Origin of the sequence: Alteromonas naphthalenivorans, from assembly GCF_000213655.1 — a bacterium.
Classification (GTDB): Bacteria; Pseudomonadota; Gammaproteobacteria; order Enterobacterales; family Alteromonadaceae; genus Alteromonas; species Alteromonas naphthalenivorans.
Genome location: NC_015554.1, coordinates 797,060 through 822,218, shown reverse-complemented (window position 1 = coordinate 822,218; position 25,159 = coordinate 797,060). Strand labels below are relative to the sequence as shown.

The 25,159-nt window shown below is 42.7% G+C and carries 20 protein-coding genes and 1 pseudogene; 8 read left to right on the top strand and 13 right to left on the bottom strand.

Annotated features, from left to right (window positions below; genetic code table 11):
• Positions 1-9 precede the first annotated feature (9 nt).
• Positions 10-1,623: a porin family protein gene (locus tag AMBT_RS03490; protein ID WP_232363180.1), complete on the top strand. Its 1,614-nt coding sequence runs from the start codon at positions 10-12 to the stop codon at positions 1,621-1,623.
• A 32-nt stretch (positions 1,624-1,655) separates the two neighbouring features.
• Here AMBT_RS03490 and AMBT_RS03485 read toward each other — a convergent pair whose 3' ends face one another.
• Both AMBT_RS03485 and hldE read right to left on the bottom strand, forming a co-directional pair.
• Positions 1,656-2,723, bottom strand: a complete 1,068-nt coding sequence (locus tag AMBT_RS03485) for an XrtA/PEP-CTERM system-associated ATPase (protein WP_013783201.1) — start codon at positions 2,721-2,723, stop codon at positions 1,656-1,658.
• A 116-nt stretch (positions 2,724-2,839) separates the two neighbouring features.
• Positions 2,840-4,270 (bottom strand): bifunctional D-glycero-beta-D-manno-heptose-7-phosphate kinase/D-glycero-beta-D-manno-heptose 1-phosphate adenylyltransferase HldE, encoded by a 1,431-nt coding sequence (hldE, locus tag AMBT_RS03480; RefSeq protein WP_013783200.1) that lies wholly within the window; start codon positions 4,268-4,270, stop codon positions 2,840-2,842.
• A gap of 37 nt (positions 4,271-4,307) precedes the next feature.
• Here hldE and AMBT_RS03475 point away from each other — a divergent pair, with 37 nt between their 5' ends.
• A complete protein-coding gene (locus tag AMBT_RS03475) occupies positions 4,308-4,670 on the top strand; it encodes a GIY-YIG nuclease family protein (protein ID WP_041452746.1) in 363 nt (120 codons plus the stop codon).
• Between the two features lie 52 nt (positions 4,671-4,722).
• Here the strand turns inward: AMBT_RS03475 and AMBT_RS03470 are convergent, their stop codons facing one another.
• On the bottom strand, positions 4,723-5,628 hold the full coding sequence (locus AMBT_RS03470) for a DUF350 domain-containing protein (protein WP_013783198.1): 906 nt from the start codon (positions 5,626-5,628) through the stop codon (positions 4,723-4,725).
• A 115-nt stretch (positions 5,629-5,743) separates the two neighbouring features.
• On the opposite strand from AMBT_RS03470, the gene glnE reads away from it, so the two are divergent.
• The gene (gene glnE / locus AMBT_RS03465; RefSeq protein WP_013783197.1) at positions 5,744-8,635 is read left to right on the top strand and encodes a bifunctional [glutamate--ammonia ligase]-adenylyl-L-tyrosine phosphorylase/[glutamate--ammonia-ligase] adenylyltransferase; all 2,892 of its coding nucleotides are present in this window, start codon (positions 5,744-5,746) and stop codon (positions 8,633-8,635) included.
• Between the two features lie 78 nt (positions 8,636-8,713).
• Here glnE and AMBT_RS03460 read toward each other — a convergent pair whose 3' ends face one another.
• The 7 genes from AMBT_RS03460 to AMBT_RS03430 all read right to left on the bottom strand — a co-directional run bounded on the left by AMBT_RS03460 (position 8,714) and on the right by AMBT_RS03430 (position 15,846).
• Positions 8,714-9,328, bottom strand: a complete 615-nt coding sequence (locus tag AMBT_RS03460) for a TcpQ domain-containing protein (RefSeq protein ID WP_013783196.1) — start codon at positions 9,326-9,328, stop codon at positions 8,714-8,716.
• A gap of 123 nt (positions 9,329-9,451) precedes the next feature.
• Positions 9,452-10,378, bottom strand: a complete 927-nt coding sequence (lpxL, locus tag AMBT_RS03455; protein ID WP_013783195.1) for an LpxL/LpxP family Kdo(2)-lipid IV(A) lauroyl/palmitoleoyl acyltransferase — start codon at positions 10,376-10,378, stop codon at positions 9,452-9,454.
• Positions 10,379-10,564: 186 nt separating this feature from the next.
• Positions 10,565-10,831: a DUF3081 family protein gene (locus AMBT_RS03450; RefSeq protein ID WP_013783194.1), complete on the bottom strand. Its 267-nt coding sequence runs from the start codon at positions 10,829-10,831 to the stop codon at positions 10,565-10,567.
• Positions 10,832-10,937: 106 nt separating this feature from the next.
• Positions 10,938-11,465: a hypothetical protein gene (locus tag AMBT_RS03445; RefSeq protein WP_013783193.1), complete on the bottom strand. Its 528-nt coding sequence runs from the start codon at positions 11,463-11,465 to the stop codon at positions 10,938-10,940.
• 99 nt (positions 11,466-11,564) lie between these two features.
• Positions 11,565-12,752: a hypothetical protein gene (locus AMBT_RS03440; protein ID WP_013783192.1), complete on the bottom strand. Its 1,188-nt coding sequence runs from the start codon at positions 12,750-12,752 to the stop codon at positions 11,565-11,567.
• A 3-nt stretch (positions 12,753-12,755) separates the two neighbouring features.
• Complete coding sequence (locus tag AMBT_RS03435; RefSeq protein WP_013783191.1) at positions 12,756-13,550, bottom strand: outer membrane lipoprotein-sorting protein; 795 nt, start codon at positions 13,548-13,550, stop codon at positions 12,756-12,758.
• Positions 13,537-15,846: an efflux RND transporter permease subunit gene (locus tag AMBT_RS03430; protein WP_013783190.1), complete on the bottom strand. Its 2,310-nt coding sequence runs from the start codon at positions 15,844-15,846 to the stop codon at positions 13,537-13,539. Before AMBT_RS03430 ends, AMBT_RS03435 begins: the two co-directional genes overlap by 14 nt.
• Positions 15,847-16,109: 263 nt before the next feature.
• On the opposite strand from AMBT_RS03430, the gene AMBT_RS03425 reads away from it, so the two are divergent.
• From AMBT_RS03425 to AMBT_RS03410, 4 genes and pseudogenes are all read left to right on the top strand, one after another.
• On the top strand, positions 16,110-18,359 hold the full coding sequence (locus AMBT_RS03425; RefSeq protein WP_013783189.1) for an acyl-CoA dehydrogenase: 2,250 nt from the start codon (positions 16,110-16,112) through the stop codon (positions 18,357-18,359).
• Between the two features lie 514 nt (positions 18,360-18,873).
• Positions 18,874-20,856, top strand: a pseudogene (locus tag AMBT_RS03420) (putative bifunctional diguanylate cyclase/phosphodiesterase).
• Positions 20,857-20,861: 5 nt separating this feature from the next.
• Positions 20,862-21,452 (top strand): thymidine kinase, encoded by a 591-nt coding sequence (locus AMBT_RS03415; RefSeq protein WP_013783187.1) that lies wholly within the window; start codon positions 20,862-20,864, stop codon positions 21,450-21,452.
• A 77-nt stretch (positions 21,453-21,529) separates the two neighbouring features.
• Complete coding sequence (locus AMBT_RS03410; RefSeq protein ID WP_013783186.1) at positions 21,530-22,024, top strand: GAF domain-containing protein; 495 nt, start codon at positions 21,530-21,532, stop codon at positions 22,022-22,024.
• A gap of 32 nt (positions 22,025-22,056) precedes the next feature.
• Here the strand turns inward: AMBT_RS03410 and AMBT_RS03405 are convergent, their stop codons facing one another.
• From AMBT_RS03405 to AMBT_RS03395, 3 genes are all read right to left on the bottom strand, one after another.
• Positions 22,057-23,094 carry a LacI family DNA-binding transcriptional regulator gene (locus tag AMBT_RS03405; protein ID WP_013783185.1) on the bottom strand — a complete coding sequence of 346 codons (1,038 nt, stop codon included), beginning with the start codon at positions 23,092-23,094 and terminating at the stop codon, positions 22,057-22,059.
• A 260-nt stretch (positions 23,095-23,354) separates the two neighbouring features.
• Positions 23,355-23,984, bottom strand: coding sequence for a uracil phosphoribosyltransferase (gene upp / locus AMBT_RS03400; RefSeq protein WP_013783184.1), 630 nt, complete (start codon positions 23,982-23,984; stop codon positions 23,355-23,357).
• 58 nt (positions 23,985-24,042) lie between these two features.
• Positions 24,043-24,279 (bottom strand): helix-turn-helix domain-containing protein, encoded by a 237-nt coding sequence (locus AMBT_RS03395; protein ID WP_013783183.1) that lies wholly within the window; start codon positions 24,277-24,279, stop codon positions 24,043-24,045.
• A gap of 391 nt (positions 24,280-24,670) precedes the next feature.
• Here AMBT_RS03395 and AMBT_RS03390 point away from each other — a divergent pair, with 391 nt between their 5' ends.
• Positions 24,671-25,126 carry a hypothetical protein gene (locus tag AMBT_RS03390; protein WP_232363179.1) on the top strand — a complete coding sequence of 152 codons (456 nt, stop codon included), beginning with the start codon at positions 24,671-24,673 and terminating at the stop codon, positions 25,124-25,126.
• The last annotated feature ends 33 nt before the right edge of the window (positions 25,127-25,159 follow it).

Here is a 25,159-nt window from a genome sequence, read left to right as displayed (position 1 = left end):
GGAACGAGCGTGTTTGTGTTCTCCATAACCTCGCTTTTTCCTGCTTGTGTGTATGCTGATCTCGATATAAAAGCTTCCGCGGAAGCTGAAATGACTTTTCAAGATGTCAATTCAGAAGAACAGGGTGAGTTATCACTGACGACTGTATCATTGCTCCCTAAAGTAAATGCGATTTATGAGTCTCGAACGTTTTCGGGGACATGGACCAGCTCAGTAACTCACCTTGAGAGAGATAAGGAAATAAATAGCAGAAAGGATACTTATGGTGAATATAGTTACTCTGCAAACTGGGCACCTTTTGATAGATTTATTTTTTTTGAAGCATCTGGTGGCCTAACCTATCAGAATACCGATTCTAGTAACTACCTAGTCTCTGACTTTCTGAGTAATGCTGATTCATTATCTAAAACAAGAACTAACAGAGTCGCTGCCCAAGCAATTATTGATAGAGGCGATTGGGTACGTGCCTATGGCACTGCCTCTTATTCTGCTTTGGAGAGCGAAAGCTCAACAACTAATACCGAGAATGGATTAGATAACAGCACCATGCAGTTTTCTGGATCCTTACAAAACTCTGAGCATGCACAGCGTTTTATCTGGGAATTTTCAGGTACATACCAAGATACAGAAAGAAACCAAACCTCATCTAATGATTATATATCACGTACTGCTGATGGATACGTGGATACGGTGTTTATTGAAAATTGGGCTTTCAGGATTACTGCAAGCCACGAAGCGAATCAGATCTCCAACAGAATAGATACCTCAAGTAGCACTAGAAAATTTAATTCGTACGGCGCAGGTTTAACGTACCGACAAAATGCTGATAGATATATTTCGGTTACAGCTAATTCGAGTGATTCAGAGATATCAGACGAAGGTAGCGATAATTTTATAGGCTTTGATCTACAATGGGCACTGAGTAGCCGAACTTCTGTGGCAGGAAGCTACGGTAAACGCTTTTACGGAGATTCAGCCTCTGCCGATATCAAGTATAACTCAAAGTATTTCCGTACGTCTTTATCGTACTCTGAAGACGTAACTAATACATCTCAATTGTTGACCGATTTCGATAACTTGGGGGTATTTATATGCCCTACGAATTCTTCTTCAATTTCCGATTGCTTCCAACCTAACAGTTTGAGTTACACTCCAAGTGCAGATGAGCAATTCATTCAACTTACTACACAAAACGTATCGTTTGATGACAACATTATTCTTTTAAAGAGTACCAACTTCCAAGCGGGGTACGACTTTTCAAGGTTAACACTAGCTTTCTCTTGGCGTTACGATGAGAGTAATTATTTAGATGAAGATAGATTACGGAGAACCTATAGTTTCGGTACTACACTAGCCTATAAACTTGGTAGTTATATGTATCTTAATTCCAACATAACTTACGCAAATATCGAAGAACGTTCTAATAGCGAGAATATCGCCACTGGTGAATCCGATAACTGGAATGCGTCGTTAGGCTTGGAACGTAAAATTGGCCGTTCACTTACGACGAGTATCGATTATAACTATATCGAAAAGAGTGGTGATCTCAACCTTGGCGGGCAATTCGGCGCTAATTACACAGATCAACGAATTACCCTTTCGATTATTTACAATTATATGTAACTTATTCTGAGTGAGGCATAGCGACCTCTCTCCTACTCACTCTTATCAGTACTCTTCAGCCTTACGTACGTTTTAAACTTTTTCTTCATCAGTTTATCTACATACTGCGTCATTTTAACCTTATGCGATATTGCATCGTCTAACGCATCTACCAACTCGGCCAACATATCAAGATAGTATTTAGTATCTCGTATGATATTCCCACCGGGAGTCATAATCGTTTTGTTTTCAGGGTGCTCTGCAAAGTCATGGGGTTGGGATGTTGAATGCCCCCCCCCACTCTCAGGCTCAAACATTTCCGCTTTAACTTCATCTATTACCTCACTTACCGCCTCTTCATCAAAGCTTTTAAGCTCCTCTAAAAAGCCAAAAAGCATGATACGATCCATCAGCGTATTTATTTTACGAGGCACACCGCGGGTAAACTTATAAATGCGCTCATACGCCCCTTCTGAAAACAAATCTTCGCCGTTCCAGCCAGCATGATGTAAGCGATATTCAATATACTCTTTGCACTCATCTAACGTGAGCGGCGCTAAATGGCATGAAGCCACTATACGCTGCCTGAACTGCTCCATATTGGGTGCTCGTAAAATTGGCTGCAGCTCTTCTTGCCCTAATAAAAAGCTTTGTATTAACGGCTTACCATTAAGCTGAAAGTTAGACAGCATGCGCAGCTCTTCAATAGACTCCAAAGGTAAGTTCTGCGCTTCATCAACAAGTAGTAATGCGCGGCGGCCTTGGGTGCTTAGGTCGTATAAGAACACCTCAAGCATCTTGAGAATTTCAGCTTTGCTTCTTCCGTCAGTGTTGATATCAAACTTTGACGCCACCATTTTAACCAGCTCATCAGGAGACAGTTTAGGGGTGACTATTTGGGCAGCAAAAATATCGTCTTGAATTTCAGCCAGCAAACTATTCGCGACGGTGGTTTTCCCCGTACCAATATCACCTGTGATAACAATAAACCCTTCCGCCTGCGACAACCCATACTGAAGGTATGACATGGCGCGTTTGTGCCACTTACTGGCAAAAAAGAAGCCTGGGTCTGGTGTTAACTGAAAAGGTTTAGCGTTAAGTCCATAGTAACTTTCGTACATGCTGATATCCGTTTGAAAAACTGCTCACTTTGCTAGCTCACCGATTAACGGGTGCGGCTAGCGAACGACTACATTTTACATTTACTGAAACAAAAATTGAGGTAACGACGAAAATGCTAGGTTAACTTGTTTCGTGTTATACGCTCAATGATCCCGGTGGTAGAAACGCCATCTTCAAACGTTAACACTTGAACCTCGCCGCCGTTGGCAATCACTTCTTTGCCGCCAGCGATTTCATCAATTTGATAATCACCACCTTTCACCAATATATCTGGCAATAACGAGGCAATTAATCGCTGTGGCGTATCTTCAGTGAAGGGCACTACCCAATCAACCGCACTTAAGCCAGCTAGTACTGCCATACGGCGATTAGTGTTGTTCACAGGCCTTCCAGGGCCTTTAAGTTTCGTCACCGATGCATCGGTGTTTACTGCCACAATAAGCCGGTCACCTAACTGCGCGGCTTCTTCTAAATAAGCCACATGGCCAGAATGAAGAATATCGAAACAGCCGTTAGTCATTACAATACGTTCGCCGCGGGCTTTTGCTGCAGCCATCGCCATCTCAAGCTGACCTTCGGTCATCACACCGCCATCGAGATGTACAGATTGTTCACCTAGGGCTAGCGCTAACTCGGTATTGGTAACGGTAGACGTACCTAATTTCCCAACCACCACACTGGCGGCTAAATTAGCTAACACGCAGGCGGCCTGTAGAGGCAACTTGCTTGCTAACGCTACCGCTAATGTCGATACCACTGTATCGCCAGCGCCAGTCACATCGTACACTTCTTTCGCTTTTGCAGGTAAGTGAAACTCTGCGTTGTCTCCCTCAAACAAGGTCATTCCTTGCTCAGAACGGGTTAGCAGTAGCGCATCCAAATTAAGCTCAGTTTTAACCTGCTGTGCATTTGATACTAATGATTTCTCGGAAGTAGACTCACCTACCACATGGTTTAGTTCTTCCATGTTCGGTGTGATAAGCGTAGCGTTAGCGTACTTTTTAAAGTCACTGCCTTTAGGGTCGACAATAACGCGCTTACCTTTTGCTTTAGCTGCTTGGATTAGCGCTTGGGGGTTGCTTAAGCACCCTTTGGCGTAGTCAGATAATATTACAATATCAACATCATCAAGGGCGCCATCGAAAGCGCTTTCTAGTTCAGATTTATCTGAATCAGCAAAGCTCTTTTCAAAATCTAACCGAAGCAATTGCTGATTACGGCTCATCACCCGAAGTTTGGTTATTGTGTCTTGGCCTTCAACCGCGAAAAACTGGCAGTCGATATCAAAGGACTCTAAGCGCTCACGTAGAAGTTTGGCATTTTCATCGTTACCGCACATACCAAGTAAGGTGACTTTAGCGCCAAGGGTAGCCACGTTCACAGCCACGTTTGCCGCGCCGCCTGGGCGGTCTTCAGAAGACTGCACATTCACTACAGGAACAGGCGCTTCAGGGGAAATACGACCTGTGCCACCGCTCCAATAGCGGTCTAACATTAGGTCACCTACAATAAGCACTTTCGCTTTACTAAAATCTGGTAAAATCATTGATGAGACAACTTTATCGATGTATTTCAAATTGCCAATGAGTATAACAGCCAACAACGTGAATACCCACCAGCAGCAGTCAACTTGGTACCTTTATCTTATCGAAAATAAACTGGGTCAATTGTATACGGGCATTACGACTTCGCCGGAACGAAGAATATCCCAGCATCGAGGTGAAATTGTTGGTGGCGCGCGGGCTTTGAAAGGAAAAGGCCCACTTCAATTTAGGGCCATTTTCTTAATTGGAGATAGGTCGACAGCCTCGAAAGTTGAATACAAGGTAAAGCAACTTTCTAAAGAGAAAAAACGGGCTATCGTCAAACAGAAGGTTTTGCCTGAAAGCCTATTTATCGCCCTATGCGACAACAGCCAGTACATTTGCCCTTCTAATTATCAGTAGTATTTAGTTTGGTCATAGCTGTCAACGTTACGCTGACAGCTTGAAAATTGCTTTAACCGCCCAGTACACCATTTATCACCATGGCAGTACCAATGCTTAATGTAAAGCCAAGTGAAGCTACGCCAACATTATGTTGCTGGTCGACTTCTTGTCTAAAGTTCATACCAAACATGATCACTTTTTTATTAATAAGCACTAATATATGCAATGCGATAGCTAACGCTACACTTACCACTAACCAGCCAGTTACGTTACTTACATAACCTGAAGGGTTATAAATTAGTAAGTTTTTCGCTGCTGAAACAATCATAGCGGTGCCTAGTAAATTGCCCGAGTGTTCTATGGCTAATGCCAATTGACCTTTTCGAAGCGCGCCTTGAAAGGAGTCGTTCTGATTATCTTTTGCATAGCGTACTTCTAAAATACGGGTCATCACCAGTAACATGGTAAGTACGACAGAGAAACCCGTCACGATGGCAATAATGGCATTCATGTCACTACCATCTACCCATACCATAATATTCTTAAGCACGATGGCACTGGCCACTAAGCTTGCAGCATCTACCAGTGCAACACTTACACTGCGCTCGGAAATCATAGCGTGGGTATCTACACGATTGAGTACTAACTTGTCATGGGCAAAACGACCAAACTTCACTAGCAGAATACCAACAATACCGAATGTCACCATACCTGTAGCGGCTTCACTGTAACCCTGGCCGATATGACGACCTACTACCGAACTAAGTACGATACAAAGCGACAACATGCCACCGGCTATACTAATACCAAAAGCAAAATTATCTTTAATACCAAGCTCTTCGGTCACTGAGTTCTTTCTCATAAGCCCAGTCACCCACTTCATAACCACCAACAGTGCTAGGGCGATACTTACATCGATGGCAAGGTAAATCCATAAGTCAGAACCTAGCGGCACGAGTTTAATTAAAGCATCCACGTAATATTACTCCTTTTACCTAAACACAACCTTAGGGTGGTTACGCCCCAAAAACTGTGACAGACTCTTTTTATCTCAATGTTTTGAAATATTTATTATTGTCGAAGCCAGTATTATGCCAACAGACAACACAATTACCATGAGCAATGCACAACAAGCTAACGAAACCTGGGAAAAGCTTTCAGATAATGAGCACGTTAATAGTGACTTAGCCCATTATCAAAATGATCTCACTACCCTATTCGGCCGATCGCTATTTTTTGCAGAGACTTGCCTTCAGCACCCTGAGTGGGTTGGCGCTATGCTGGTTGAATCGATTCCTGACGAGCCACAAAGCTTTTACAATCATGCTGTTACGCAAAAGCTGGAAAATGTTAAATCCGAAGACGAGCTGCTTAGCGCACTTCGCCAATCCCGCCATTTTCATATGGCTGCTATCACCGCGCGTGACGGACTTAACAAACAGACTATTACACAATCGTTAACGCAGGTTTCGGCGTTAGCTGATGTATTAATTACATCCGCTTACCAATGGCTTTACACTATGCTAAGTGACAAACATGGTGTGCCTTGTGGTGAAAATGGCTCTATTCACATGTACATTTTGGGCATGGGGAAATTAGGCGGCCGCGAACTTAACTTTTCATCAGATATCGATTTGATTTTTGCCTACCCCGAAAAAGGCATGACAAATGGTGAAAAGAAACCTATTGAAAATCAGCAATTTTTTACCCGCTTAGCGCAAAAATTGATACAAGCGCTCAACAAGGTTACTCCGGATGGTCAAGTCTATCGTGTAGACATGAGACTGCGGCCATTCGGTGAGTCGGGGCCTTTGGTGATGCACTTTGACGCCATGGAAGATTATTATCAAGAGCAAGGTCGTCATTGGGAACGTTTTGCAATGGTGAAAGCGCGGGTGATTAATAATGATGATTCTACTGATGTAGCTTCGCTAAACGGCATACTTAAGCCCTTTACCTTCAGGCGCTACCTAGACTTCACCACTATTGATGCGCTTAGAAGCATGAAGCACCTTATTGCTACGGAAATTAGACGTAGGCGTTTGAGCAATAACATTAAGCTTGGTGCGGGCGGTATTCGCGAGGTTGAATTTTTCGCACAAAGCTTTCAGCTTATTCATGGTGGCAGAGAGCCTGAGTTACAAAGTAAGTCGCTACTTACTACCCTTGATAAGCTTGCCGAATTTGAAGTTGTAGAGTCTGATGTGACTGAACAACTACGGACAGACTATTTATTTCTTCGTAAAATTGAGCACACGCTTCAGCAATGCCAAGACCGACAAACTCAAACATTGCCTGGTAGTGAGTGGGAGAAAAACGCATTAATTGCCGTGCTTAGTTTCAGTTCATATGATGAATTTATGGCAAAACTGCAAAACACTATGTCTAGAATACATGGGCACTTCAATGAATTAGTTGAAGAAGCACAAGATACTCATACTAGCGAAGATACCTTATTTGATGCCTGCCGCGATGCTTGGCAACTTTCCCTCGATAAAGAAGAATTTAGCATCACGCTAACCCCTTTTATTAGCGTAGACGAAGCGCAAGGTATTTGTACCCAGTTACAAGATTTCAAAACTAATCAGCGCGGATATCGAATGGGTCAAAAAGGCGAAGACACGCTGAATAAACTCATCCCGGAAATATTGTATGTGCTGATTAAATTCGACCCCAGTAAAGCAAATAATATACTAAAACGAATCTTCGGCGTGATAGATGCGATCACCGGCAGGACAACCTATTTAGATTTATTACTGGAAAACCCCAATGTTCTGCAACAGTTGGTAAAACTGTGCGACAGGAGTGAGTGGATAGCGAATGAAATCAAACGCTTCCCGCTGCTGTTAGATGAACTGCTCACCCCGCTCTATTTACAGCAGCAAAATTCAGATATTACCACCAGCAAATACGAATACGCGCAAGAGTTACGGCAAACCATGCTACGGGTTGAACACGATGATGTGGAGCTTGCTATGGACACGTGGCGACAGTTTAAGCTTTGTCAGCAGCTGCGCATTGCAGCCAGTGATATCAGTGGCTCGCTACCCATTGCGAATGTAAGCGATAAACTTACCGTATTAGCGGAAGTCTTGCTTGAGCAAGTTATTGAAGCAGCGTGGCACCAAATTTCAGCGCGCTTTGGCGTGCCGAGTCATTTGAACGATGGTGAGCTGGGCTTTGCGGTTGTTGGCTATGGCAAGCTTGGTGGCTACGAGCTTGGTTATGGCTCTGATCTTGACCTTGTGTTTTTGCACAACGCGCCTCGCCAGTCCGCTACCAATGGGGCTAAGTCTATTGAAGCCCAGCAGTTTTACATCAAACTTGCTCAGCGAATTATGCACTTACTGAATACTAAAACTTTGTTTGGTCAGTTGTATGAAACCGACTTACGGTTGCGGCCATCTGGTAACGCGGGTCTACTTTGTTGTCACATTGATGGATTTGAGCGCTATCAACAAGAAGAGGCGTGGACATGGGAACATCAAGCGCTAGTGAGAGCCCGCGGTATTTGTGGTGATATATCGCTGCTTAGTGCGTTTAATACTGTGCGTCACAACATTCTGTCTATTCAAAGAGACCAGGCTACGCTATCTACTGAAGTGAGTGAAATGCGCGCAAAAATGCGCAAACATTTACTCTCTACCAGCAATCAAAAAGTCGATTTGAAACAATGTGTGGGAGGTATAGCAGATATTGAATTTATGACTCAATACTGGGTATTAGCACATGCGAATAAGATTGAGAGCTTGACTGAATTTTCAGATAATTTGCGTTTACTAGATGCGATCCGTAACGCAGGCATTATTGATGAAAAACAATCTCACGCGCTACAACAAGCTTACCTTGCGCTAAGAGAACAATATCATCACCTGACCCTTGCAGACACTAAATATGCAGAACAAACCGAGCATTTGAGCCAAATGAGAGAAACAGTAAGTGAATATTGGCAGGCGTTATTTGGCAGTGCTGCTGACAGCTGAACCAATAGAAATGCTAGCACTGATGGCAGTAATGATAATAAAGGTGAGCAAGTAGCTCTTCTTTGATTTAACTAATAATCAGCGAACTAGGGTACATCGGGTAGATAAAAACTCGGTCTCTTCAGCGGTCACTACCAAAGAACGTTGCTCAGGGCAAAGATAGGCATTTACCTGTCCTTCGAAACTACTGTCGATAGCGCTAGCAATTTTTGCCAACGACCCAGCTACCGTGTTATCCAGCTGAAACTGATGTTTGATTATGAAGTCTTGCTCTAAATTCCAAATCAGCTGCATGCCTTCCGCTTGCGCAAAAGTAGAGATGGCCTCTCGCAATGTACTCCCTTCTTTGAAGGTGCGGAATTTTTGCTCGCCGGTCCAGCTAGTGTCTACCGTCGTATTCAGGCTAGACATGCTTTCAAGTTTGCTATCGAGTTGGGGGTCAACGCCGCCAGTTTCTATCACAAAATTACCCTGCTCTTCCTTAACTGGATCGGTAGAGGACATTCTGAATTCGCGGTAAAACTCGCTCAATCCCTTAGCCACCGACTTTTCTTCAGCGGGTTTACCGGCAGGAACGTCATCACTGTTATTTTGTTGCAAATATATCATCACACCCGCAATCACTATCAATACGAATGCCAGCGCTACGTGACGCGCCCAAAATAATGTATTTGAATAAACCTTTTTAGCCATGACTTTATTAATGCTTCCAATAACTTAAACCCAAAGTACAGCTTACCTCGCTTTTACCTTGCGCACAAAAAACGCCCTACATCAGTCATTGTACACCTAACAATATAATAGGTAACTGCTCCGTTAGTACAATGACGGTGTGTCTTTACTGGGTCTGGTTTTGAAACGCTTGTGCATCCATAAGTAGCTTTCAGGCTGTTCTTTAATTGCCTTGTCGATATGCGTGTTCAATTCCGTTAATGCAGCAATATCGTCCATTTCCCCTAAATGGGTCAATGGAGGGTATATTTTGATTTTGTAACCTTTTGCAGTGTACTGAGACGTAATCATCATAGGCACACTGGTAGAACGACGAATAAACATCAATGTGGCTGTGGTGGTCGCGGTTTCAGCAACTCCACCAAAGGGGACGAATACGCTTTGCTTTGGTCCGTAGTCTTGGTCGGGAAGGTATAGGCACAGTTCTTTGTCTTCCAATGCCATTAACAAGGCCTTTGCATTACGCTTATCAATCATGTACTTATTTGAGCGATTACGACCATGGTACTGTAAATAATCGACCAGCGGATTATTATGCTTTCTATAGAAGGCGATACTAGGGTGGAAGTACCCAATTCCCCTACATGCAAATTCAAGGTTCATGTTGTGCAGTGCCATCCCAAACACACCTTTTCCGCTAGCTATGGCAGCCTCAACATGCTCAGCACCTTCAATTTCTATGGCTCTTTTTACTCGCCAATCAGGCCACCACCACCCCATAGCGGTTTCAAATAAGGCCATTCCGGTTCTTCGCACGTTCTCTTTTAATAGCGCTTGCACTTCTGACTCTGACAACGACGGGTTCCAAAGTTCAAGGTTTCGCTTTGCCACGCGAACGCGCTTAGGAACAATTTTCGCAATAAGTTTACCTGCACCACCGCCAATAAATCGTATGACAGGAAGAGGGAGCCAAGTGATGATGTAAAGAAGAAATACTCCTAGCCATACAGGCCAAAATTTCGGAGTAAGAAAAGACAGTTTGAATTTAGGAGCCTTAATTGCCGCAGCCAACGCACTCTATTCCTAACAAATTAAGAGGAGCGCTATTGTAGCAGACCAAATTAAAGTCGAAAGTGCGTTGGTGGAATAATTCGACACTACTGCCGTAGGATTTTGTTTTCTATGCGCCGCCCATTGATTTACCAATCTCGATAAAGTGAAATTTTTGAAGAAGGTTGCCCTCCCCAATCAGCCTATTTAGTTAGCGCCGTACTCTTTATCAATCTGTTTCAGCTTTTTCTCAAAAGTATGAAAGTGGTCGTTAGTTTCATAATCAAAGTGATATTGATTATGGAAGCCAAATTGCAATTTGCAGTTTTTATCTTCGATAAATAACGTGTAGCCATCTAGGTCGGTGTACGCAACAATGCCATTTAGGTGGTATTGATCTTCTTTCTTATCGCCGTTGGTTCGGATTTTTTCAAACACCTGTAATAGAAATTTACTGTCTAATTCGTTTTTCATAAATGGCTCCTTAGTTTTTGACTAGCCACTCTTTTTACGCTGAATAATAGCGTTTGGATTACACCGCTATATTTGTATGTATTTAGTCGCCCTACCTTTTTGGCTATTAAAAATTGTAGCGAAAGCCCAAAGACACTAAATGCGTTGAGAGGTTTTCTTCGCCGCCTAGATAAATGTATTCAAGTCGCACCATAGATTTTAGACCAACATAATAATCAAATCCAAGGCCAGCAATACCTGCCACCACACCCTCATCAAATGAGCATGCATCACCAGAAAACTCTGAATTGCCACAGTAGCGCGTACTTGCAATATCAACGTTAGCAACCCCTAACTTATAAAACAGTTCCCCATACTGACTGTTTGCTTTTCCGAGCACTGCAAGGTAAAGCGCGTCACCCGAAAGCTCGGTGCCATTGTCGCTATCGTTAGTTAAATTAAGGTACCCCACTTCTGTATACCACTGCCTATGGATTTGGCGCCCGAAAGCAACACTATAAGTTAGCCCGCTATTTTCGACATCTTTGAACTCAAAATCACTAAACCCCACTGACGCAATACCGTAGTTGGTAGAAGCACTGTGTGCGTTAAATATAAAAAAAAGCGCTATAAAACCAACAACAAACTGCTTCATTAAAACCTCAAGTTAGAACCACAAAAGAATAACCCTATTATTAAATAGCTAGGGTTAAAAGTGTAAGTGTTAAATTTAAATCAGAAATAACGCCTTGTACTAAAAAAAGTACTCAAGGGTAAATTGAAGATGATCATCTCTTCTTAGGAAATAAAAAGTATCGTCGGTATCATCACTTGAAAAGAAATAGCCATCCAGTTTCCATCGCCAATGAGGTGAAATGCGACTGGACGCTTCAATAAATGCACTAGAGGTACTCGATTCATCTAAATCTTGTACGTACCCCATTAACACTTCTGTTCCGTCAATGTCGTTGAATATAAACCGAAAGCCCACCATAAGGTCGTTTTGACCTAAAGCAAAAAAGTTATCTTTGCGTTCATCAAACTGATATTCACTTAATACGCCAAGGCCATATTGCGTGTCGAAGATACCTTGTGTGGTGTACTCGAAACCTGTAACTACCGCAGCAAAATCTTCCGACTGCCCTTCTCGATATATCGACTCAAATTTAAGTAACCATGCCCCGTAAACATTCAGTAAATCAATGCCTACTTGGTTGATTTGTGCGTAATAGGGAAGAATTTCTGGCTGACCTTCGTCATTCACGATGGTAACAAGTTCTGGCTCTCGGCTTGTACCTGAAAAGTAAGATAGCCCCACTTCCCAATCACTGATACTTGCTTGCCACCTCAGCGCATAATCAACATGGCTTTGCTCACCATCTGACTCGTACAAGGCTTCTCCTACAGCAAGGGGTGGTCGCAGACGACCATCAGTACTTTCGAAGGTACGCTCTCTAAAATAGGGCAACACAAATACTGAAAACGTGCCGAAATCACTAAAGTAAGAAGCGTTAACCATTGGCTGACCAAGCTTATCTTCGCCATCTACCGCTTCAATTGCATCAGTTTGATTAACGATGTCGACAAGGTGAATAGACTCGGTTTGCCCCCAGAATACTTTCCCAATTCCTACTTTAGTTTCCCATGTGTCTGCCACATGCATCCACTGCAGTTCTCGAACATCGAAATGGGTTCTTTCCTCGTCGTGTTGGTCAGCCCTGAAAAAGGGCTTAAACAGCAAACTGTCTTCTGCATCATTCCACTCGGTATAGGTTTCGGGGCTGAAAAAGACAGAGCCGTAAGTTCGTTCTTGCGGTTCGTACAGGGCGTCTTGCAAAAAGTAGCGCAACTCTCCACCCGCGGAGCCTGTCACTTCCGTATTGGCCAACAAAGAAAATGAAGCCGTAATACTTGATACCAATAAAGCAATAGATTTAATCACGAATTACCGGGCTCTTTTTAAACTGTTCTTATCAAAGTCTGATTCTGACAAGTCGGTATCAAATATTAAGCTTTCTGTAATTAGCGACGTAGACTTACGTGTTTGTACGTTCGTCATCTCACTGCGTATAGGTCGCCAGTACTTCTCTTTATAAAGCTCGTAATCTTTTAGCTCAAGTACCTTAAGTAGCGCCCCTTTCTTATCGTAAAATTCAACTTTGTGTACACGATAGTGAGACTTATCAATCCATACTTTTTGTAACGTGTAACCCGAATAGTCATACTGAGGAGTTTGCTCTAATACAAAGCACGCTTCGCCATTGATCGTCTCGTCACCTACATAGGTGTAAGAAAATTTTTCTACTTCGAACGATGTCATGTCTTCAAAAGCAAATTCACTGCCGACAAAAGGCCCACTTTTATTTTTTGACGCTATACGCTTTACGCGTTTTAAAGCAGGAAGAAATATCCACTGTTCATCAGCATCAAAAACATGGGAGAAACTCAGGAATGCGGTTCCTTTTACATCTCGAGGGGATTGGAAAACCGTTAGTGCTTTATCACCGTCATCGGTCAACTCCATCGATTTCACGTTGAGTTTGCGTGTTGCCTCTTGGCCTTGCGCATTACGCAGGACCATTAAAATTTCGGCCTCTGAGTTATTCCACCCGCGATCTCTCGCTTTTCGCTCCTGCGCTATTTCTAGTCCTTTTGTGCTAGGCTCACTCTCGGCGGCAACGCTATTGAATGCGCTGATGGATATGAACGACGCCAGTAAAACAAGGCTAATGTATCTCACTATTCTTCTCCGGTAACGGGGTTTCATCTTTGTCCAACCACATTAATAACGCGGGTAGGAAAATAAGGTCAACGGCCAACGCCGCGACGATAATAATAATGGTTAAAATGCCCATGTGCGCGTTAAGCATGAAGCTTGAAGACGCTAGTACACCAAAACCAACTGTCAGCACTATTGTGGTAGTCGTCAGTGCCATTCCAACCGTATTAAATGCATAAAGCACACTTTCTTTAACCGATTTACGTGTTAGCCTCGCCGACTGATACTTCGACAAGAAGTGCACTGTATCGTCAACGATAATGCCCATGGTCATACTGATGACCACCGACAGCGCCATATTAATTTGGCCTGAGATTAACCCCCAAACACCAAAGCCAATAGCGGCGGGTAGCAAATTAGTAAACAAGCTTACTAACCCGAGTCGCCACGAACGTAACGCGAAAAAAATCAAAACAGAAATAAGGACTAAGGCATAAATAGACCCCTTTACCATACTTTCCATATTTCGATCGCCAATATGCGCGAACATTAAAGGCGGACTGGCGGCTTCCAGACGGTTGTCGCTGCCAAGGCTTTTAAAATATGCTTTAGCATCAAACTCTAATGCGGTTAAATCTTTACTGCCTAAATTATCAATAACGGCGATAATTCTCATTGCTGATTTATCAATATCTAACTGATTACTTAAGTCTAGACCAAATGGCAGCGACATTTCGTACAACAATACATACTGCGAGGCCAGCTCTCCATCTTCTGGTAACCGGTAATAGGCATCGTCATCACCATGCATATTTTTATTTAAGCGTTTTAATGTATCGGCAAAGGACAGCACATGATGAACTTCTTCTTTATCGCGAAGCCATTTAGTGAGTAACTCTACTCGTGCCAAAAAGTCAGGCTCTGTGGCACCATAAGGGGTATCTGAATAAATAACGAAGTCGATGTTAGACATACCACCAAGCTTCTCTTCATTGATTTCCACCGCTTGGCCAAACGTACTTCTATCGTCGAAGTACTTCACCGCAACATCATTTAATTCGTTATTGGTAGCAAAAACACTGATCCCCACAATCACTAATGCACAGATAGGTAACAAAGCGCGGTAATTCGACGTGACTTTATTCCCCAATCGCTCGAAGACTTTGTTACTTTTCGTCGCTTTCGCTTTCAATGGCTTTAATAGTAATAAAGCTGGCAGGAACCAAAGTGATAATACACAGGCGAGCATTACCCCGAATGCGGTCATGTTACCTAAATCAGCCAAGACGGGGACGGCAGAAAAGTTCAGCATTAAGAAGCCGATAGCTGTAGTAACACTGGTGATAATAATAGGCTTGGTATTAATTCTTAAACTTTCACTTATCGCATTAGCGTTGTTGAGGCCGCGACCAAGAAAGTACTGTACACCCACGATGATGTGGATACAGTCAGCCACTGCCAGTGTCGTTATCATAGTGGGTGCATTTACCGTAGCGGTACTTAGAAACATGCCCAGCCAGCCAGATACCCCAATGGAAGTGGCAATAGAGACAATAACCACTAATAATGTAGCGAGAGCTGCAAACACCGAACGGACAATCACGCCGATCATCACAATGATAAGGAAAAACATAAGTGGAATGAGCGTGCTGGCATCTTGCTGCGCAGCCACCGCGAAAGCATCGTTCATTACAACCATTCCGGTGAGATAGATAGCGTGACCGGGGTATTTTTCCTCTAACTGCTGTTTTAGCGCAGTGGCAGCAGTTGCAATTTCAATCACCTCTTTCGTTTGGTCACCGTCGGGCAATTGAATGGTAGTGTTCACTACCAACACATCTCCAGGGTATGATACTAACCTTCCGGTTAGTTCAGGGGTACTATCTAGTACATCCTTAATATTTGTTATTTCAGAATTCGAGAGCGAACCCGTGGTAATTAAGTCCTCTACAATAAGATCGTCATCTTCGGCGTAGGTGTATTGGAAATTAGATATGGATTCTACGCGGGTAGAAAGAGGGAGTTGCCATGCAGCTTCTGTAAGCTCAACAACTAAAGATAAGGTAGACGGTTTAAATACATTATCGTCATCTGGCACCACCATAAAAGCGACATTTTCGCTCTTATTAAATATGTTCTGCATTTCTTCAAAGGCAAGACGCTGCGGATTATCAGGCTCAAAGAATACTTTGTAGTCGCCTCGAAAGTATAAATTTTTTGCGCCGACTACTGCCACTAACATCGCAACAATAACCACACAGATAGTTAGCTTTGGTGAAGCAAACCACCTTGATGTGTTCGATGATGTATCTTGCATTACTACTTCCTGTAACTCGCTCTGTTATCGAAAGTTTACCTGTAAATGGTTAATAAACATAACTCAGTTACCAGAATATTTTCGGTTGCCGCCTCACATTTTTTACATAAGCTCGCCTCTATCATTTTCAGCGCTATCGTAATCACTTCATTTTATTAAATTTTACATTTTTGAAACTATTTATGAGCGATTTTTTTGATCTTTTCTGAAACTGATGTAGTATTAACACTATACAACTGGTCAGATGAGCGGATGAGTCAAATATGAGTATTAGAACTAGCTTAAAAAAAGTGTTACCACCAATTTCTGTAACAGAGCAGGAAGCGTTAGACGCAGGTGACGTTTGGATTGAATCTTCTATTTATCAGGGTAAACCTGATATGCAGGCACTTCGTGATATTCCTCAAGCAAAATTGAGCGCGGAAGAGCAGGCATTTATGGACGGCCCAGTGTCAGAATTACTGGGTATGATTGATGATTTCGAGTTAAACAACGGCGATCACATTCCTCAAGACGTTTTAGACTTCTTGGGCAAAAACCGTTTCTTCTCAATGATCATCCCTAAGAAATTTGGTGGTCTTGAGTTTAGCCCTTACGCTAACTCAACTATCGTTGCCACTATTGCTGCTAAATCTGGTGCAATCGCTGTAACCGTTATGGTACCTAACTCGTTAGGCCCAGGTGAGTTACTGATGCATTATGGTACTACAGCGCAACAAGATTACTGGTTACCACGCCTTTCAGATGGTCGTGATATTCCTTGTTTTGCCCTAACCAGCCCAGAAGCCGGTTCAGATGCCGGTGCTATTCCTGATGCTGCTATCGTCACTAAAGGCGAGTACAACGGCGAAGAAGTACTTGGTCTTCGTATCAGCTGGGACAAGCGTTACATCACGCTGGCTCCAATTGCTACCGTACTTGGCTTGGCATTTAAAGTATTCGATCCAGAGCAATTACTTGGTGACAAACTAGAGCTAGGCATTACCTGTGCCTTATTACCTAAGTCTCACCCTGGTGTAGAACTTGGTAACCGTCACGACCCTATGGGTGTACGCTTCTATAACGGTACAACTCGCGGTCAAGATGTATTTATTCCTATGGAATTTATCATTGGTGGTCAGAAAAATATCGGCCGCGGTTGGCAGATGCTAGTAGCGTGTCTAGGTGCGGGTCGTGGTATTTCACTTCCGGCGATGGGCGTTGCGACAGCACAATCTGCATTTAAAGGTACGGTTGAATATTCATTCGTTCGTGAACAGTTCGGTGTTCCGATTGGTCGCTTCGAAGGTATTCAAGAGAAGATGGCAGACATTGCTGGTAAGACTTTCTTACTTGAAGCTATGCGTGTTTTAACAACAGAAGGCTTAGGCTTAGGCGTTAAACCATCGGTTGTTACCGCTATTGCTAAATACCACATGACAGAACTTGGCCGTGATGTAATGAACTCGGCTATGGATATTCAAGCAGGTAAAGCAATTCAACGTGGCCCGCAAAATACCCTTGCAGGTGGATATGCAGCACTTCCTATTGCCATTACGGTTGAAGGTGCAAACATCCTTACTCGTAACCTAATGATTTTCGGTCAAGGTGCAATGCGTTGTCACCCTTACTTGAAAGACATGGTTGACCTTATTCACAGCAACGAAAGTTCTGCTGATAAAGAATTCAACAAGGTACTACGTAAAACGGTTGGCTTTAGTTTTAAGAATGCATTCCGTAGTTTTGGTAAAGGTTACTTACCTTTCCTACGCGGTTCAGAGTCTGCATTGCCTGAAGTACGTAAGTACGAAAAGCGTGTGAATAGCATTTCAGCTAAATTAGCACCACTTGCTGACTTATCACTAGCAGTACTTGGCGGCGACCTTAAAAAGGCAGAATTACTTTCAGCCCGTCTGGGTGACGTGATGAGCTACCTTTACGGTGCAATGGCCGCCATTCGTTTTTACGAGCAGCGCATTGAAGACCGTAAACTTGCACTACCGTATTTCGAATACGCTATGCAATGGTCATTACAACAAGCTGATCAGGCAATTGTTAACTTCATTAACAATTTCCCGAACACACCGACTCGCGGCTTAATGCGCTTACTTACCAACACCTATTCTAACAGTGTTGCGGGTATCAGCGATGACCTAGTACGCGAATTGTCTATGGCATCTATGCAAGACAACAGTGTGAAAGCGCAGCTTACTCACTTAGTTCGCGTTACCCCAGGTGATGGTAACGACATTAACGAACAAGCGTTCAAAGCGAAACATGCAGTTGCACACCTATTAGGTAAAGTGCAAAAAGCACTTCGCAAAGAGCCTGTAGTGCCGTTTATTTCGTTTGAGCACGCACTGAACAAGCTTCAAGAGAAAGGCGTTATTAATGCCGAAGAAGCTGCACAGTTGCATGATTACAATGAAAAACGCCAATTGGCGGTTCGTGTTGATGAGTACACGTTCGACATGGAATTATTGCCAGCAACTGAGACCTTGCGCGCAATTGATGGCGGAAAAAACGCGGCTTAATACTACTGATTTAGCCGATATTTATAGAAAGCTCTGGCCTTTGGCCAGAGCTTTTTTGTATTTAAAAGAACCTGAGTCAGCGCATTAAGACGCCTTATGCTCGCTTTTCGTATACATGCCTTCTCACCTTGCATAAAGGGTGAAAATTTCCCCTTTAACATCTACGCTTTATGTATCAGTTTTCTATTATAAAAAATTATGCAAATAATAAAGCTTCTTAGCACTGCTTTAACTTTCTTTATTGCTTAGCTGATGGGCTTGATGATTCGCCCTTACTACCGAATACCCTTGCAACCTACGTGCATAGCAATTTTTCTCATATGAGTGTAAGTTAACCAAAATAAGTGTGTAAATTTAAAACGATAAAAGCTTATTCGCTGTTATTGTTAACAACACCAATAAAAACTTCATACCATATTAAGCGTAAAAGCTTATTGAGTTGGAACCTAGATTTATAGTGAAAAGCTCTGATGAACAAAGAGGGTCAACCTCTCCTATTCCTATAACGCCGCAAATGCAGCGCGACATGGTAGATATGCTTAACAGTAATATGTTTACTGGCTTAGCTATGACCTTCGTTGCCTTCCTAGGCTTAACGTTCGGTTTCGGGTTTAATACCGAAAAAGACCAAAGCTTAAAAGTATTACTTTTTATCGCGATGAGCGTTGTTATTCTTTTTCGATTTGCAGATGGCCTGTATTGGTTAACACGATTGAAAGGCACCGAATATGATGTGCGACCTGTAAAGTGTAGATTCGCGATTGGCGTGTGTTTAGCATCAGGGATATGGGCACTCTATTCAATTCTGCTCTACTCCACAATGAGCTCGGTCGAGTTAGCGACAACCATGGTTGTCCTTGGAGCGATGGCCGGTGGTGCAGCTTCAGTGTTAGCGCCAAGTAAAATTTTCGTTTCTATTTACACCACCTCACTGCTTGTGCCCATATCAATTAGAGCCTTGTTTGATGATGATAGAAATTTTGTTGTTTTGGGTGTATTAGGCATTATTTTTTGTATAGGTTGTCTTGTTAGTTCCTTACGTTACCATCGATTCTTTTTTGACACCGTATCACTTAGGTATAAGAACAACCGCCTTGTAGAGCAGATGCAATCTGATAGGAAAGAGACCGCTAAGATTAACGCCATGCTGCGTAAATCTAATGAACAGTTAGATGATGCTAATGCTAATTTAGAAGATGAAGTTGAAAAACGTACCGCCGATATCTTTCGGTTATCTAATAGAGATCCGCTGACAAATTTACTGAACAGAAACGGACTGTTTAAACAGTTAAATACTCTCATTGAAAGCACCAAAGCGCTTGATAATAACCTGGCCGTTTTGTTTATTGATTTAGATGGTTTTAAGCAGGTAAACGATAGTTTAGGGCATAAGGTCGGCGATATTGTACTTGCAGAAATTGCTAACCGACTTGCCGAATATTGCGAAAAAGATCATCTCGCTAGATGGGGGGGCGATGAATTTGTTGCAGTAACGCCCTACGCCACCGTTCATACCGCAGTGGCCGTTGCTCATGCTATGCGCAGCGGGGTTACAGAGCCCATTATAGCTTTAGAAAACCAAATAACACTGGATGCCACCATTGGTATTGCGATATTTCCGGAACATGGCAACGACACCATGACGCTTATTCAACAAGCTGACTTGACCATGTACGATCAAAAACGCAAACAACGAGGCACTATTGGTGTTTTTAGTGAAGACCTGCATGAAAAGATAAAAAGTGAACAGCGCCTTTGTGAACAATTACGACATGCTATAGAAAAAAACGCGTTTTCTGTACACTATCAGCCCATTATTTGCGCCAACACACAAAAGTTAACATCGGTTGAAGCGCTACTACGTTGGAATTGTGATGGTAAAGTAATCTCCCCAGCGCGCTTTATTCCCCTTGCTGAGCGAACGGGCTTAATGCCAGAAATAGGCTCTTGGGTATTAAATCGCGCGTGTATAGATGCGACAGAATAGCCATTCAAAGACGACATTGCGTTATCTGTGAATGTTTCTATTAGTCAGCTGCTGGATGAAACTTTCATTAATACGCTGGACAAGGTACTAGCGTCTACCAGCATTACCCCAGCTCGCCTTTACTTAGAAATAACAGAAAGCGTGTTCGCTAATAATATTGATGCGGTAGCAAACCAAATACACAATGTTAAACAACGTGGTGTAAAAATATCAATCGATGACTTTGGTACAGGATACTCTTCATTGAGCAGATTGCAGTCAATGCCTTGTGATTTTATAAAAATTGATCGTTCATTTGTACAGAATACCAGTGAAGGTAGTGATACTATTATGCGCGCAACCATGCTTATCGCAAACGAATTTGGTTGCAAGACCATTGCTGAGGGCATTGAAACCTTAGACCAAATGAACCACATCAAAAACCTAGGTGTGGATTATATCCAAGGCTTTATTTACGCTAAACCAATGCCATTGAGCGACCTTAAAACCTGGTATAACGAAAACAAATAATATTCATGGCTCAACTTTATTTTTATTATTCTGCAATGAACGCAGGGAAATCGACCTCTCTTTTACAATCAGCTTATAACTATCGCGAGAGAGGCATGCACTCTCTAATTTATACCGCTGCCTTTGATGACCGCTACGGCGTAGGAAAAGTGACCTCTAGGATTGGCTTACAAGCCGATGCAAAACTTTATGGAAATGATGACGATCTCTATGAAGCTATAAAACAAGACAACAAAGAAAAGCGTTTAGATTGCATTTTCATTGATGAAGCCCAGTTTCTGACGCAAGTGCAAGTTCGTCAGTTAATAGAAGTGGTAGACGAATTAGATATCCCCGTTTTGGCTTACGGTTTACGTACTGACTTTTTGGGAGGCACTTTTGAGGGTAGCCACTACCTTCTCGCATGGGCTGATAAGTTGTTCGAACTTAAAACAGTTTGTCATTGCGGGCGCAAAGCAAATTTCGTGGTTAGGCTGGATGAAAATGGCAATGCAGTTACCGATGGAGACCAAGTACAAATTGGTGGCAACGATCGCTATGAATCTATGTGCAGAAAGCATTTCAAAGAGCTGGTCTGGGATAAAGACAAAATTTAATGTTTCTTAAACTCCACTCTTTGAAAGTAAATATATACTTCAACTATTGTGTTTGAATTACCTCAAAGAGTGTCGCTTTGGATATAGACCGCTACACAACACTCGTCATTTCATTATCAAAGCGCGGATTGGATGAACAAGATAAACTCACTGCGATAGTGTCATGTCTTCGTTTAGGGATCCCTTCCGCGAACCGAATTAGCTTATGGCGATTTGAAGAAAACAAAACTCGAATTCGGTGCCTAACGTTAAATCAAGATGGCCAAAATTTGCCAACCCATGGTTTATCGTTGTCTAAAGAAGATATTCCCGATTACTTTGACGACATTTTAAAACAAAGCGTGTTAGTAGCCTCTGATGCCCGTCATCATCCTGCCACCAAATGTTTTAACGAAAGTTACTTCAAGCCCAACGATATTTACTCATTGCTGGACTTTACCTTTCATCACCAATTCAACCCAATTGGCGTTATTTGTTGCGAAAAGACACACAGTCCAGTCCAATGGACTCAAGAAGATATAGATAACTTAAAGCGTATCGCGCAGATAACGTCAATGTTTTACGACAGTTAGACATTCAATATAATGCTTGCTAATGATAGTACTTACTTCTGAGCGCTAACGGTTTCACCAATTTTTAAATCAAAAGGTAGCACAGTGCTTTCCAGTGATTCACTGAGTAAGGCCTTTGCAGCCATTTCTCCTTTACCTGCACTTGATTGGCAAACGGTTGTTAAATTAGGGCGAGTTCTGTCTGCTTCTTCAATCCCGTCAAAACCTGTAATTTTTAGCTCTTCAGGTACTTTAATGCCCATCGAAAGCGCTGATTGCAGCAGTTCTAGGGCTATAATATCACTCATACATAAGACGGTATTAGGTCGAGGGTTACTGTTTAACACCTCTTTCGCAGCTTGCTTTGCGAAGCTCCTATCACTTTCTGGAATGTGCCAAATCCAATCGTTTGTGATTGTTGCTCCACTTTCATCAATTGCTTTCATATAACCGTCTAATCGGCGATGAGCAATAGACGTTTGTACTTCTATAAGCGGGCTGTCGTAAATACGGCAGGTACTTGGAGACTCAATTAAGCGCAGTCCTAAAATGGCGACATGATCACCAGGGGAAATTGCTTTTTTAGCGATTTGATACGCGGCGTTGTAATTATCAATGTTAACCGACGGCAGCCCTTCAATATCGAAATCTACCGTAATAGCAGGTTTACTTTGTCGGGCTAGCTCTTCTGCTAACTTGTAATTTCGTGGTGCACCGTAACAAATGAAACCATCAACGAAATCCACCACATCGAGGATACTTTCTGAATCGCCCGCATAAAGAAGAAGATGCTTACCTTGCTGCTGCAATATACTTGAAACCCCTTTGATGAAGGTACTGGCCACTGGGTCACTGACGGTATAGGGGATACTATCAGCCAGCACTAGGGCAACAATATTAGAACGCCCTTTTCTTAAAATTTGCGCGGCTTTGTTAGGCCCAGCGTAACCAATGCGATCGCACTCGGCAAGGATATGCTCTCGACGCGCTTTAGACAGTTGATCGGGCCTATTAAACGCATTTGAAATTGTGGCGGTGGACACACCTAACTGCAAAGCTACATCTTTAAGTGTCAATTTTGTTTTGGTCATTTTTATGTGTACTATTCCCTGCGTTTGTTTTTACGATTCCCTGCGTACGCAAAGACAACTAACTGTAAATATGCAAGCGATACAAACGCTTCGAGCATGCCGACTTGTTGGCTACCCGTTAATTACAGTAAAGTGACCTCAATTATATCACCACTTAAACGATTAATTCACACCTCTTATCGAATACCTATGATTGAAAGGTTTTAAGCGAGTTAGACATAAAGGCCAGTTGGGCTAGGTTACCTTAATCGTTTTTGTTTTTATCGTGTTCCGAATATTTTATCGCCTGCATCACCCAAACCAGGCAGTATGTAGCCCTTTTCATCTAGACGATCATCAATAGCAGCAGTGAAAATTTCTACATCAGGGTGGGCATCAACCACGGCTTTAATACCTTCTGGCGCGGCCACTAAAAAAAGCCCCATGATCTTCTTGCAGCCCTTTTGCTTCAGTAAGTCGATAGTGGCAATTAACGTACCACCAGTCGCTAACATTGGGTCAACGATTAATGCGGTGCGCTCATCAATATTTTTTACTACTTTGTCAAAGTAAGCCACGGGCTGTAGTGTATCTTCGTCGCGATACAAACCAACCACACTGATTTTTGCATTAGGGATGAGTTCTAATACGCCCTCAAGCATGCCCAACCCAGCACGAAGGATAGGTACTACCGTTATTTTTTTGCCCTTGATTTGCTTAACTTCAACATCATCGCCCGACCAGCTTTTTATCACTGCACGCTCTGTGGGTAACGTTCGTGTAGCCTCGTATGTCAGCAAGTTGCCTACTTCTGATGCTAACTCTCGAAAGTCTTTACTGCTAATTTTGGAGTAACGCATCAAACCCAATTTGTGTGCAATCAATGGATGAGTTATTTCATGAACGGCCATCTTACTTCCTTAAGTATCTGTTTTACACAGTTTAACCGCTCATTCCATTTAGGCAAAATTAACCTAACGTATTTTCTCCTACATTCACGGTGCTACCGTCCGGTAATGTCATTTCTATTTTGATGCTTCCCCCTACTGCCGCGAGGTAAGCCGAGGCCCTATGAAGGGGAACATCCTGTATGCGTTTTGACTCAAGCTTACTTACCCCCGAAGCAGTCACGCAAAGCGCCATCGCTACAACTTCTTGTTTAACCCTGTGTTGCTTTCTAATTTCACCTAACGTTATTTCTCTCATTGTTTTGTCGCCGATATATTTTGGGCATAAAAAAACCCAGATAGTTTAACCTTTCTGGGCTTTTGCAAAACGTTCTTACTTTTATGCTATGCCCAGAAGCGAATACTTGCCCCTGAACACTCAGCGTCAGGCGCTATTATTGGGTATAATTGTAAAAGTAATTAAAAGTAACGTTTTGCATGATGAATTCTCTTCGTTGGTTGAAATGCGCACTTGCGCTGCTCACTCATCCTTAACCATACCATTATTATTGGCAATAACAACGACTTTCCATTTTGGAATATTTTTGCCTAACTCCTCCACCTTTACTAGAAACTTACACTTTACTTCGCAACTTTCACCTTTAAAATCTCTCTTAAGGTTATCTTTCGCTACCTCAAAAATTATAATTATGAAATTACTTGTTCCCTTTTTAGTTGCTACTGCCGTGTTAGCGGGCTGCGCCGGAAAACCAGATCATCGAGATCAAGGTGAAGTGTTCTTCGAAACCAAAATTAATCCCGATGGCACCAAATTATTTGCTTTTAGCATTGGTATGCCAAGTCGTGGAGATCGGGATGAAGGTCGCGGCCAACGTCCTTCTCGGGGTGGAGATGGTGGCGGTAGAGGCGGCAGAAATAGTGGCCAAAACGGCGGTGGAGAAGCAAGGGGCGGTAACGATCGCGAGGCCGAACGTATGGAAGCTTTTTACGATACTTTGAGTGAAAAGTTATTTGAAACGCAATATTGCCGAAATGGCTATATTGAAATTGATACCCATGAAACTGAAGGCCGTTATCACCTACTCGGCGAATGCCAAGAATCGGCGTCAGAGGAAGATAAACTCAAGTTCGCAAATCCTTATTAATTGGTAAATCATCGCCCATATTGTTTTGTATAG